Source organism: Myxococcus sp. SDU36, assembly GCF_030168875.1.
Lineage (GTDB): Bacteria > Myxococcota > Myxococcia > Myxococcales > Myxococcaceae > Myxococcus > Myxococcus vastator.
This window is the reverse complement of the sequence record NZ_CP077414.1, coordinates 3204733-3217264: the sequence shown is the minus strand read 5'-3', so window position 1 is coordinate 3217264 and position 12532 is coordinate 3204733. Positions and strand designations below refer to the sequence as shown.

Here is a 12532-nt window from a genome sequence, read left to right as displayed (position 1 = left end):
CGGACATTCCCCCCGCTCCCTGATTGCCCCGGCGTACGGTCGACGTGCGCCCTGGAGTTCCGATGTCTCAGCCCCCCCTCTGGCCACTGCGTCGCGTCGCGATGCTCCTCACGGCACAACTCGTCCTCGCGTGTGGCGGCGGCGAGCCAACGCCTCCACCTCCCATCGACCTCACGCCGCCCACGACGCGCGCCACGCCCGCGGGAGGGGATTTCACCACCTCCGTGGTGGTGACGCTGGCCTGTGACGACGGCGGCGGCAGCGGCTGCGCGGCCACGTACTACACGTTGGATGGCACCACGCCGGGCACGGGCTCCACGCAGTACCGTGAGCCCTTCACGCTGGGGAGCACCACCACGGTGCGCTTCTACTCCGTGGACGCGGCGGGCAACGCGGAAGCGCCAGGGACGGCGACGTACACGCTGGCGGGCGGGGCGGACACGGTGGCCCCCAGCACGGTGGTCAACCCGGCGGGCGGCGCGTTCAACAGTCCCCGGAGCGTGACGCTGACGTGTGACGACGGCGAGGGCAGCGGCTGCGCGGCCACGCACTACACGCTGGATGGCAGGGTGCCCACGCAGGCCTCGCCGCGCTACACGGCGCCCCTGGCCATCACCACGTCCGTCACGCTGCGGTTCCTCTCCGTGGACCGGGTGGGCAACCTGGAGGCGGCGCAGCAGGCCCGCTACGTCGTGGACACGCAGGCGCCCCAGGTCGCCGCGACGCCCAGGGGCGGCGGCTTCACCACGTCGCGGGCCGTCACGCTGACGTGCGACGACAGTGAGGGCAGCGGCTGCGCCGCGATTCACTACACCACCAACGGCAGCCTCCCCTCGCTGGAGTCCCCCGTCTACCAGGAGCCGCTGCTGCTGACGGCCACCACCCACGTGCGGTTCATGGCGGTGGACTGGGTGGGCAACGTCTCCGACGTGGTGTCGGAGCAGTACACGCGAGACACCTCCGTGGAGGACCGCACCGCGCCCACGACGACGGCCTCGCCCGCGGGCGGCGACTACTGGAGCGCCCAGTCCGTCGTCCTGTCCTGCACGGACGACGCCGAGGGAAGTGGCTGCGCGGGCACGTACTACACGGTCGACGGCAGCGCGCCGACGACGTCCAGCACCCGCTACGCGGGTCCCATCTCCGTGGCGGCCACCACCACGCTGCGCTTCTTCTCCCTGGACCTCGCGGGCAACGTCGAGTTGGCGAAGACCGAGCAGTACACGATGGACACGACGCCTCCCACGACGACCGCCACGCCCGTGGGCGGCGTCTACCAGGACGCCGTCACCGTGACGCTGGCGTGCAGTGACAGCGGCTCGGGCTGCGCCCAGACGCGCTACACGCTGGATGGCTCCGCGCCGGGCGCGGGCTCGCCGCTGTACGCGGGGCCCCTCACGCTCACGCGCAGCCTGATGGTGCGCTTCGCCTCCACGGATGTGGCGGGCAACGTGGAGCAGGTCAAGCAGGAGTCCTACGTGCTGCCCGACCTGGACCGGCAGGCGTCCGAGCAGATTCAGGTGGTGCGCGACGCGCCGAACGGCCCGGTGAGCCTCGTCATCAGCGGCGCCCGGATGACCTATCTCAAGGCGGGCGTGGGCAACCTGACGAACGACCCGGCGGGCTTCTTCCTCCAGGCGGAGCGGTCCGGTCCGGCCCTCTTCGTGCCGGTGGACCCGTCGACGTTGTCTCCGGTGCCGCAAGTGGGGGACCGGGTGCGCGTCACGGTGAACGGGAAGAGCGTCGTCAATGGCCAGACGCGCGCGACCCTCTCCAGCTTCAGCGTGCTCGGCAGTGGCGCGCCGGTGACGGAGCTCCTGCAGGACGTGAGCGAGGTGGACGTCACCACCGGCGGGACGCTGCCCGACTACGAGTCCGAGTACATCTCCATCACCGGCACCATCGGCTCGCCCGGGTTCTCTGCCGCGGGGCCGGGGCATCTCCAGGCGCCCTTCACGACGGTGGGGGTGCCCGCGGGCTCGACGTCCGCGTCCGTGCTGCGGCTGCGCCTGGTGGAGCCCCTCCGTGACAGCCTGTCCCTCACGTCGGGCTGCACGCTGACGGTGACGTCGCCGCTGTGGGTGTTCATGTCCGGGTCACAGATGCGGCCCACCATCCAGCCTTCCGTGTGGACGGCGAGCGATGTCTCGGGGCTCGAGTGCCCCGCGCCCCGCGTCATCAACGCGTGGGCCACGGGCCGCAACACGGTGATGGTGCGGTTCGGCCGGCCGCTCGACCCGACATCGCTGCTGGCCAACGGCAGCCAGTTCTCCGTCCCGGGGCTGAATGTCACGCAGGCCCGGATGGAGGACGACACCGTGGTCGCGCTGACCACCAGCGACCAGGCGCCCCGCCAGCCGTACACCCTCACTGTGGCGACCACGATTCGGGACATGCGCGGCCTCTTCCTCGACCCGGCGGCCACCCAGACGAGCTTCCCTGGCTACCTGCTGGCGGCCCGACTGCGCCTGAGCGAGGTGGCGCCCAACGTCCCCAATGGCAGGGACCTGGTGGAGCTCATCGTCCGGGAGGGTGGCTCCACCGCTGGCGCCACGCTGATGGATGGCAACTCGACGCTGGCGACGTTGCCGGACGTACAGGTGGCGGTGGGGGACATCATCGTGGTCCACCTCAACCCGGACCGGGTGACGCCGGGGACGGACGCGCCGGCCGCCGAGACGCTCAGCAAGACGCAGTATCCCGCGTCCAGCTACAGCTCGAACTTCGACAACGCCTGGGACTTCCACGGCGGAACGTTTGGCGTGGGGACCGGCAACCGGACCCTGCGCATCCGGGATGCCTTCGACGTCACCCAGGATGGCGTGGCGGTCGTCGTGACGGGCAACGCCTTCCCGGGCTACCCGGCGCTGCTCCAGGCGCTTCAGGGCGAAGGGCAGTGGTCTCCGGCAAACTGCGGCGGCGTGCCGTGTACGTATGAATCCACCCCTTCGGCCATGGATGTCTCGTTCGCCTGGGAGGATGCGTTCATCTATCCGGGCCGCGATTACACGCTTCAGCGCAATGGCACCATGGACAACGGCACACGGGGCGACTGGCGGATCGACTTCGCCACGCTGGGCGCGCTCAACCCCCATTGAGCGCCGCGAAGCGGACTGAAACGCCAATCGCCGCCTCGTCCCGGGAGCGCATCCCCGGGCCGGGCGGCGATTCGTGTTTCCGCGTAGCGCCTGCGACTACCGGCGGCGCGCGGCCACGTCGGAGTGCTTCTCCACGAACTCCGAGTAGGGCCCGTTGAAGTCGAGCACCTCCTGGCCCGCCTGGAGCGACCAGATGCGGGTGGCCACCTCGGAGATGAGCTCCTGGTCGTGCGTGACGACGATGACGGTGCCCTCGTACTTCTGGAGCCCTTCGGCCAGCGCGGCGATGGACTCCAGGTCCAGGTGGTTGGTGGGCTCGTCGAGCACCAGCACGTTGTCCTGCATGATCATCAGCTTGGACAGGAGCAGCCGCACCGTCTCACCACCGGAGAGGGTGTCGGTGTTCTTCATCCGCTCCTCACCGGAGAAGAGCATCCGGCCCAGCACGCCGGAGATCTCCTCGTTGGTGAGCTTGTCGTGCAAATCACGCAGCCATCCGAAGCAGGTGGTGCCCTTGCGCACGACGCCGTGGTGGTCCTGCGGCAGGTAGCCCACGGTGGCCTGGTGGCCCCAGCCAATCGTCCCGCCATCCGGCTCCAACTGGCCGGCAATCATCTTCACCAGCGTGGACTTGCCCACGCCGTTGCGGCCGATGACGCAGACCTTCTCACCCTTGCAGACCAGGCCGTTGAAGGGCTTGATGACCTCCTGGCCGTCGAAGGACTTGTGGATGCCTTCAATCATCAGCGTCTGCTTGCCGCTGACCACCTTCTGGTCGAAGCGGATGAACGGGCGCGCGATGTTGGAGCGCTTGAGGTCGTCCGACTTCAGCTTGTCGATCTGCTTGATGCGGCTCTGCACCTGCGAGGCGCGGGTACCGGCGTGGAAGCGCGCGACGAAGTCCTGGAGCTGGGCAATCTTCTTCTTCTTCTCCGCCGTCTCGGACTCGACGCGGGTGCGCACCTGCGCCTTCTGCCGGACCATGTCGTCATACCCACCGGGGTAGTTGATGATGGCCTCGTAGTCGATGTCCGCGATGTGCGTGCAGATGGCGTTGAGGAAGTGCCGGTCGTGGCTGATGGTGATGAGCACCCCCTCGTACTCGTGGAGGAAGCTCTCAAGCCAGCGGATGGAGTCGATGTCCAGGTTGTTCGTGGGCTCGTCGAGCAGCAGGCCCTCCGGCTTGCCGAACAGCGCCTGCGCGAGCAGCACGCGGAGCTTGAGGCCGCCGGTGAGCTGCTTCATGGGCTCTTCGTGGAAGGCCTGGTCGATGCCAAGGCCCGCCAGCAGGGTGGCCGCGTCGCTCTCCGCCGAGTAGCCGTCCTCCTCGGCGATGACGCCCTCCAGGTCGCCCAGTCGGTTGCCGTCCTCCTCGGTGATGTCGGACTTGGCCAGCAGCTCGTTCTTCTCGGACATGGCCGCCCACAGGGCATGGTTGCCCATGAGCACCACGTCCAGGACGCGGTTGTCCTCGTAGCGGAAGTGGTCCTGGCGGAGGATGCCCAGCTTGCGAGGCCGGACGATGTTGCCCATGTCCGCTTCCTCGTCCCCGGCGAGGATCTTCATGAACGTGGACTTCCCGGCACCGTTCGGTCCGGTCAGGCCGTAGCGGCGGCCCGGCGAGAACGTGACGTTGACGTCCTCGAAAAGCTTCTTGGGCCCGTAGGCCTTGGAGACGTTGATGACGTTGAACATGGCGGCGGCGTTGTAGCGGAAATGGTGCGGTGGGCCAAAGCGGCGAGGTGTTTCCCGTGCTGCAGGTGACCGCGAGGACTCCCTGTAACCGCTGGCGAGGCGGGAGAATGCCGGGAGGTCGGCGGCGTTCCGCCTCGGACGGAATGCCAGGAGGCCTGTACGGTTGTCCAGGAGGGAAGCGGGCAGGGCAGATGGATGCGGTGCCTGCCAGGCGTGACGGGTATAAGGGCCGGCCCATGGCCGTTCGTTTCGAGCTCCTCACCACCGACCCCACGGGCGCCCGTGCAGGCCTTCTGCACACACGCCGGGGTTCCTTCAAGACCCCCATGTTCATGCCGGTGGCCACCCACGCGGGCTTCCGGCACCTGTCCATGGAGGAGGTGAAGGAGGCGGGCGCCAGCATCCTGCTGGCCAACACCTACCACCTGATGCTCCGGCCCGGCGCCGAGGTCTTCCAGCGCTTCGGTGGCATCCACCCCTTCATGCAGTGGGACGGGGGCGTGCTCACCGATTCGGGCGGCTTTCAAATCTTCTCCCTGCCGGAGGACCGGCTCATCACGGAGAAGGGCGCCCACTTCCGCAGCTTCTACGACAACAGCCGGCAGCTCCTCAGCCCCGAGTCGAGCATCGCCATGCAGCAGGCCATCAACTCGGAAATCATGATGGTGCTGGACGTGTGCATCGATTCGCGGACCGACGAGGCCGGCACGCGCGAGGCCATGGAGCGCACCCACCGCTGGGCGGTGCGCAGCCTGGAGGCGAAGGCGGCGAGGGACACCGGGCAGGCGATGTTCGGCATCGTCCAGGGCGGCGTCTTCCCGCACCTGCGTGACGAGAGCGCGGACTTCCTGACGAAGCTGCCCTTCGACGGCTTCGCCATTGGCGGCCTGGCCGTGGGCGAGACGAAGGTGGAGCGCGAATCCATGACGTTGCGCGCCACCGCGTCCCTGCCCGCCGACAAGCCGCGCTACCTGATGGGCGTGGGCACCCCCACGGACCTGGTGGAGGCCGTGCTGCGCGGCGTGGACATGTTCGACTGCATCATCCCCACGAAGATGGCGCAGCAGGGGTATGCGTACACCTTCAGCGGGCTCGTCCGCATCTCCCGCAGCGTGTTCCGCCTCTCCGACGAGCCGCTGGACGCGGAGTGCGACTGCTACGTGTGCAAGCGCTACACGCGCGGCTACCTGCAGCACCTGATGCGGGGCAAGCACCACCTGGGCTCGCGCTTCCTGTCCGTGCACAACGTCCGGCACTACCAGAAGCTGATGGGCCGCATCCGCGAGGGCATCCTGGGTGGCACGTACGCGCAGGTGTACCGGGAGCTGAAGGCGGCCATCGCCACGCCCAAGGACTTGAAGGACGAAGCCACCGCGCGCGAGGTGACGTTGAAGGAGGTCGGGTGAGCACCGCGCCCGACGCCAACCCGCGCGACGGCGACTTCGAGCTCATCACCCTGCGCAATGGCGCTCGCGCCGTGCGGCACCTGGGCCATGGCGAGGTGATGCACCCCTCCGTGGGGCCGTGGCAGGAGGCGCTGCGCCTCTATGTGGAGCAGGCGCGCCTGGCGGACCGGCTGCGCCAGCCCGGGCCGCCGCTGGTGATTCATGACGTGGGGCTGGGCGCCGCCACCAACGCGGTGGCCGCGCTCACCTGTGCCAGGAGCCTGGGCGCGGAGCAGCGCCGGCTGTTGGAGGTGGTCAGCTTCGAGGTGGACCTGGCGCCGCTGCGGTTGGCGCTGGCGGACGCGGCGGGCTTTCCCTTCCTCCAGCCGTTCCGTGACGCGGCCAAGACGCTGATGCGCGACGGGGTGTGGGAGGCCGAGGGCCTCCGCTGGCGGCTGCTGCTGGGCGACGCGGTGCCGCACCTGGACGGCGCGCTGCCGGTGGCCGACCTCGTCTACTTCGACCCCTTCTCACCGGCGTCCAATCCGGACATGTGGACCGAGGCGGTGCTGGCCCGCGTGCGTCGGCACTGCCGCGAGGACGGGGAGGGGACGTTGCTGCTCACGTACAGCGCGGCCACGCCCACGCGGGTGACGCTGCTGCTGGCCGGGTTCTTCGTGGGCGCGGGTGTGTCGACGGGGACGAAGGGTGAGACGACGGTGGGCGCCACGCGGAGGGAATCACTGGAAGCGCCGCTGGGGGAGCGGTGGCTGGCGCGGTGGACGCGCTCGTCCTCCCGGGCGCCTCATGGCGGGCAGCTCACGCCCGACCTCGAGGCGCGCGTGCTGGCGCACCCGCAGTGGCGGTCCGCCTCCGAGTGACGGAAGACATTCGCCGCGGTCCGGGGTAATCGGCAGGACATGCGCGAAGCCCTTCAGATGGAGGACTGGGGCGGCACCGGTCCGGTGCTGCACCTGGCCCACGCCAATGGCTTTCCTCCGGGCTGCTACCGCAAGCTCATCGAGCACCTGAAGCCGCGCTACCACGTCTTCACGCTTCGCACGCGGTGCCTCGTGCCGGGCTCCGACCCGCTGGAGCTGCGGACCTGGGATGACATGGCCGATGACCTGATTCACGCCCTGCGCGCTCAGGGCGTGCAGGGCATCGTGGGGGTGGGGCACAGCATGGGCGGCGTGGCGACGCTGCTCGCCTCCGCGAAGGCGCCCGCGCTCTTCCGGGCCGTGGTGGCGTTGGACCCGGTGTTGTTCACAGGGGCGCGGGAATGGGCGCTCCGTGCCTTGACGCTGCTCGGGCTGCGAAGCCGGGTGCCTCCCGCGAGTCTGGCGCGGCGGCGGCGGGAGGCCTGGGGCGCTCGCGAGGATGCTGCCCGGAGCTACGCCAAGAAGGCGTTGTTCGCGCGCTTCGACCCGGAGTGCTTCCAGGACTACCTCACCCACGGCCTCACCGAGGCCCCGGGCGGTGGCTTCCGGCTGACCATCCCCAAGGCCTGGGAGGCGCGCGTCTTCGAGACGTCTCCCAAGGATGTCTGGCGGGAGCTGGGCACCGTGAGCGTCCCGTCCCTGGTGATTCGCGGCGGCGAGTCCGACACGCTGACAGGCGATGCGCTGGAGCGGGCCCGCCTGACGCTGAATGACACCCAGACGGAGGCGCTCTCCGGCGCGGGACATCTCTTCCCGCTGGAGCAGCCGGAGCGCTGCGCGCAGCGCATCCTCGCGTTCCTGGATGGCCTGGAGTCAGTCCGCGCGGTGGCCAGGGCCGTGCGTTGAACCGCCGGAGCCGGTGCTGACGCCTTGCCTTGGGGACACCTCCAGCAAGCAGGTTGAGCTGGCTGAGTGGGGCACCGTGTGCCTCCACGTCTCGCGACCGCAGCAGCCCCAGGGACTCCGCCAACGTGGCCACGGAAGGCCGGGTCTTGTCGCCAGGCCTCCGACGCATTCTGCTCCCCATTCCCGCCCCTCCCCAGCGCCCGGCGTTCCCGGGGCGTATTCCGGGAGCCGCGTACCGGGGAGGCCCGACAGACTTCCGGTGGCTCAGCGCGTGGCTCGCTCCGCCGAGGAGAAGGTGAACTCCGCGCGGCGATTCTTGCGGAACGCCTCTTCCGTGTGGGCTTCGGACAGCGGCCGCTCCTCGCCGTAGGAGACGATGGAGAGCTGCTTGGGCTCCACGCCCAGGTCGCGCAGGTAGTCGCGCACCACGGCCGCGCGCCGGTGGCCCAGCGCGACGTTGTACTCCGTGGTCCCCAGCTCGCAGGTGTGGCCCGACACCGTCACCCGCGTGAGGGGCCGCTCCCGCAGGCCCGTGGCGAGCTGCGCGAGCATGTCGCGGGACTCGGGCCGCAGCGTGGCGGAGTCGAGCTCGAAGTACACCGGCTCGGCGGACAATGGGCCCGTGGCCCGGCGTGCCGCGTCCGCGTCTTCATCAACGGTCCGGTTGGACGTCGCCGCCGTGGTGGTGGGGCTGGGCCGCCGGTCTGGCAGGTGGTCCGTGACAGAGGTCGTCTTGGGCTTGGAGGCGCAACCCACCAGACTGACCGCGGCGAGGAGAGACAGGAGAGTTCGGTTCATGCCCTGTGTCATCTACAAGGCTCATGCCGCGCTCCCGTCCCTCTGAGATGCCTCCACCGTGGCCCGCGCACCGTTGCAGCGTGCCCAGGTCAGCGTTGCGGATTGCCCTCCGCTCGCTCGCGCCGGTGGATGGTGGAGACGTCGATGCCGAGCAGCTCCGCCGCCTTCGTCTTGTTTCCACCGCAGCGGGCCACCGCCCAGGCGATGTACTCCGTCTCCAACTGCCGCAGCGGGACGATGGTTCGCTGCGCCGCGGCCAGCGGGTGGTTCTCCTGGCTGGTGTCGGCGGGCAGATGGGGACGTAGCTGCGGCAGGTCCACCACCTCCGTCGAGCCGAGCACGACCAGCCGCTGCACCAGGTTCTCCAGCTCGCGCACGTTGCCGTCCCAGGGCAGGGCCCCCAGCGCGGCCAGGGTCTCCGGGGAGAAGCGCTGAACCATGGAGCGCGGATTGCGTGCCTTGGCCTGCTGGAGGAAGTGCTCGAGGAGCGCGGGGATGTCCTCGCGGCGCTCGCGCAGGGGCGGCAGCCGCAGCGTGACGACGTTGAGCCGGTAGAAGACGTCCGCGCGGAAGCGGCCTTCCTTGACGCGCGTCTCCAGGTCCTGGTGCGTCGCGGCCACCACCCGCACGTCCACCGTGCGCGAGCCATCCGCGCCCACGGCCCGCACCTCTCCGTCTTCGAGCACGCGGAGCAGCCGGGCCTGGAGCTCGGGGGCCATGTCGCCAATCTCGTCCAGGAACAGCGTGCCGCCGTCCGCCTCCACGAAGAGGCCGCGCCGGGCCGTGGTGGCGCCGGTGAACGCGCCCTTGACGTGGCCGAACAGCTCGCTCTCCAGCAGGGTGTGCGGCAGCGCGGTGCAGTTGACGGCCACGAAGGGCCCCGCGCGCCGGGTGCCCTCGAAGTGCAGCGCCCGGGCGACCAGCTCCTTGCCGCTGCCGCTCTCGCCACGCACCAGCACCGGGGCGCTGGACCAGGCCACCCGCTCAATCAACGTGTAGAGGTCCCGCATCGCGGTGCTGCTGCCCACCAGGGCGCCCAGGCCCGCGCGGTCGGCGGCCTGCTGCTTGAGCGTGCGGTGCTCGGTGCGCAGGCGGCGCTGCTCCAGCGCGCGCTCCAGGGACAGGCGCACCTCGTCCAGCCGGAAGGGCTTGGTGAAGTAGTGGAACGCGCCGCGCTTCATCGCCTCCACGGCGCTCTCCACGCCGCCGAAGGCCGTCATCATCACCACGGGCAGGTCCGGGTCCAGCTTGCACGCGGCGTCCAGCACGTCGAAGCCGTCCACGTCCTGCATGCGCAAGTCGCACAGCACCGCGTCGTAGACGCGCGCGCGCAGCTGGGCAATGGCATCCGCGCCGCCGGTGGCGATGTCGACCGTGTAGCCGTCGTCCGTCAGCGGTTCCTTCAACATCTGCCCCATCTCGACGTGGTCGTCGACGACGAGGACCCTGGCTCTAGACGACATGTCGCTCCTCTCCGGCGGGCGCCGCGGCGGGCCAGCGCACGGTGACGCGAGTGCCTCGCTCTGCCGCGCTGTCCAGTTCGATACGGCCTCCATGGTTGCGCACGATGTGCGCCACCATCGTCAGGCCCAGTCCGGTGCCCTGGCCGCGCTTCTTGGTGGTGAAGAAAGGGTCGAAGACCTGGTGGACGTGGCGGGGGGCGATGCCGCAGCCGTTGTCCTCGACGTCCACGCGCACCATGCCCCAGGCGCCCGGTGCGTCTCCGGTGTCCATGTTCGCGCTCAGCCGGACGCGCCCGCCAGCGTCGCACGCGTCATACGCGTTGAGCACCAGGTTGATGAGCACCTGCTGGAACTGGTCTGGGTCGGCCGCCACCGCGGGCATGGGCGAGGCGACCGTCACCTCCAGCTTCAGCCGCCGCCGCTCGGCCTCCATCCACAGCAGCTCCCGCACGCTGTGCACCAGCGGCTCCAGCGGGACCGCCTGCGCGTCCGCGGGCTGAAGCCGGGAGAAGTCGAGCAACTGGCGCAGCGTCCGGCTCACCCTGTCAATCTGTTCGACGATGGTGCCCAGGCCCGCCGCCTGCGGGTGCTCGCGCCCCAGCTTCTCCTGCACGTACTCGGCCCGGCCGCGGACGATGCCCAGCGGCGTGCCAATCTCATGGGCGATGCCCGCCGCCAGCACGCCCACCGTGGCCAGCTTCTCCGCGCGCAGCAGCTGTCCTTCCAGCGCGCGCAGGCTGCTCACGTCCTCGATGACGACCAGCGCGTGGACCTCTGGCGTGTTCGGCTCCAGCGGCACCGCGTGGACGTTGTACTGGCCCGGCTCCTCGAAGAGGCAGAGCGGTTCGCCGTGGAGGCTGCGCACGCGGCCGTCGCTCGTGGCCGCGTGGACCAGGTCCTCCAGTCGCTGGATGACGGGGGCCTGGGCCTGGGGAAAGGCCGCCGTCAGGGGCCGGCCCACGGCGTCCGCCGGCATGCGGAGGCTCAGCGCGCGGTTGGCGGCGGAGATGTGCCGGGTGGAGGAGAGCGCGAGGACGCCAGTGGGGATGTTGTCGAGAATCTTCTGCGTCTTGTCGTGCAGGTGCGCCAGCCGCTGCGCATGGCGCTGGCTCTCCCGCAAGGCCTCCGCCCGGCTGCGCGCGAGCACCACGTACACACCAAAGGCGATGAGGAACGCGGAGACGAGCACCGCGGCCAGCGACAGGCGCAGCACCAGGCCGCGCTCATGGGTCCGGAGCACGCGCGTCGAAGCGAGCGTCGCCACCGGCCACGCCGCGCCATTCTTGAACCGAACCGGGCTGAAGGTGACCACCACCTCCGAGTCGCCCAGGCCGAGCCGGGCGGCTTCCTCGCGCTCGATGATGCGCGTGCCCGACTCACCGGCGCGAAGGGCCTGTACCAGCGCCGCGAGGCCGGGCGTCTGATGGCCGCCGGTGTCCAGCCGCCGGTACCCGTCCGCCAGGTCCGGGTGCGTCAACGCCGTCGGCGTGCCATGGGCCCCCAGCACCAGCAGCCGCGTCTCCGAGTCCGACGCGAGCAGCTTCAGCGGAGCGAAGAGCGGCTCGGCGTCCACCAGCACCACGACGACGGCGCCGCTGTCCTGCGCGTCCTCTGGGAGCGCGGTGGCGAAGGCGCGCAGCCAGCCCGACTGGGCCCGGGGGAGGGGCGGGGATGAGACGACATGGCCCGGCGGATGACCGCGGGCCTGCGCCACGGTGAGGGCCAGGTCCTCCGCGGTGAACTGGTGCGTCATCGCCGCCGCGCTCCGCCGGTCCACCAGCCGGAGCCGTTCCTGTCCATCCATCCCGAAGACGAGGATGGCCTTGTACTGCCCCACCGCCTCCAGCAGCGCGCGCATCTCCCGCCGGTGCTCCTCGGCGGTGCCCGGCTGGGCCAGCAGCTCGCCCGCGAAGCGCAGGTCCTCCTCCGCGCCCTCCAGGGCGGCGGAGACGCCGCGCACGGCCTCCAGCAACTGCGCCTGCCGCTCGCGGGCCATCTGGTCCACCAGCGCCTGCCGGTCGCGCTGCATGAAGTGCAGGACACCCGCGATGATGCCGGAGAGCATCAGACACAGCAGCAGCACGGGCAGGACAGGCAGGCGCATGGACACCGGACCCAGGGGCGACACCGGTGCGGGGCTCCGGCGCTTGCCGGGTCTCCACGCCGCCAGGCGGCGCTTCGTCCCGAGAGGAAAGACTCGTCCCATAGCAACGCCCGTGCCCCTGGCCTGTCCCTCTGCGCGGCGACGGCGCACCCTGGCGAAGCGCCGCAATCTGCATGGCCCCCGTTGCATCCTGCCAGAGCCA

8 protein-coding genes are annotated in these 12532 nt (G+C 70.3%); 4 read left to right on the top strand and 4 right to left on the bottom strand.

The window, feature by feature from the left end; translation table 11 throughout:
• The first annotated feature begins 62 nt into the window (after nt 1–62).
• Nucleotides 63–3098, top strand: coding sequence for a chitobiase/beta-hexosaminidase C-terminal domain-containing protein (locus tag KGD87_RS12375; RefSeq protein WP_284667653.1), 3036 nt, complete (start codon nt 63–65; stop codon nt 3096–3098).
• A gap of 96 nt (nt 3099–3194) precedes the next feature.
• Here KGD87_RS12375 and KGD87_RS12370 read toward each other — a convergent pair whose 3' ends face one another.
• Nucleotides 3195–4793 (bottom strand): ABC-F family ATP-binding cassette domain-containing protein, encoded by a 1599-nt coding sequence (locus KGD87_RS12370; protein WP_284667652.1) that lies wholly within the window; start codon nt 4791–4793, stop codon nt 3195–3197.
• Between the two features lie 191 nt (nt 4794–4984).
• Between KGD87_RS12370 and tgt the strand changes: the two genes are divergently transcribed.
• Genes tgt through KGD87_RS12355 form a run of 3 tightly spaced genes read left to right on the top strand, consistent with a single transcriptional unit; the run spans nt 4985 to nt 7965 of the window.
• Nucleotides 4985–6199 (top strand): tRNA guanosine(34) transglycosylase Tgt, encoded by a 1215-nt coding sequence (gene tgt / locus KGD87_RS12365; RefSeq protein WP_284667651.1) that lies wholly within the window; start codon nt 4985–4987, stop codon nt 6197–6199.
• Complete coding sequence (locus tag KGD87_RS12360; RefSeq protein WP_284667650.1) at nt 6196–7059, top strand: MnmC family methyltransferase; 864 nt, start codon at nt 6196–6198, stop codon at nt 7057–7059. Before tgt ends, KGD87_RS12360 begins: the two co-directional genes overlap by 4 nt.
• Nucleotides 7060–7098: 39 nt before the next feature.
• A complete protein-coding gene (locus tag KGD87_RS12355) occupies nt 7099–7965 on the top strand; it encodes an alpha/beta fold hydrolase (protein WP_284667649.1) in 867 nt (288 codons plus the stop codon).
• Between the two features lie 264 nt (nt 7966–8229).
• Here KGD87_RS12355 and KGD87_RS12350 read toward each other — a convergent pair whose 3' ends face one another.
• The 3 genes from KGD87_RS12350 to KGD87_RS12340 form a co-directional block, all read right to left on the bottom strand.
• A complete protein-coding gene (locus tag KGD87_RS12350) occupies nt 8230–8763 on the bottom strand; it encodes an OmpA family protein (protein WP_284667648.1) in 534 nt (177 codons plus the stop codon).
• Between the two features lie 89 nt (nt 8764–8852).
• Nucleotides 8853–10226: a sigma-54-dependent transcriptional regulator gene (locus KGD87_RS12345; protein WP_284667647.1), complete on the bottom strand. Its 1374-nt coding sequence runs from the start codon at nt 10224–10226 to the stop codon at nt 8853–8855.
• The gene (locus tag KGD87_RS12340; RefSeq protein ID WP_284667646.1) at nt 10216–12330 is read right to left on the bottom strand and encodes a two-component system sensor histidine kinase NtrB; all 2115 of its coding nucleotides are present in this window, start codon (nt 12328–12330) and stop codon (nt 10216–10218) included. Before KGD87_RS12340 ends, KGD87_RS12345 begins: the two co-directional genes overlap by 11 nt.
• Nucleotides 12331–12532: the final 202 nt, after the last annotated feature.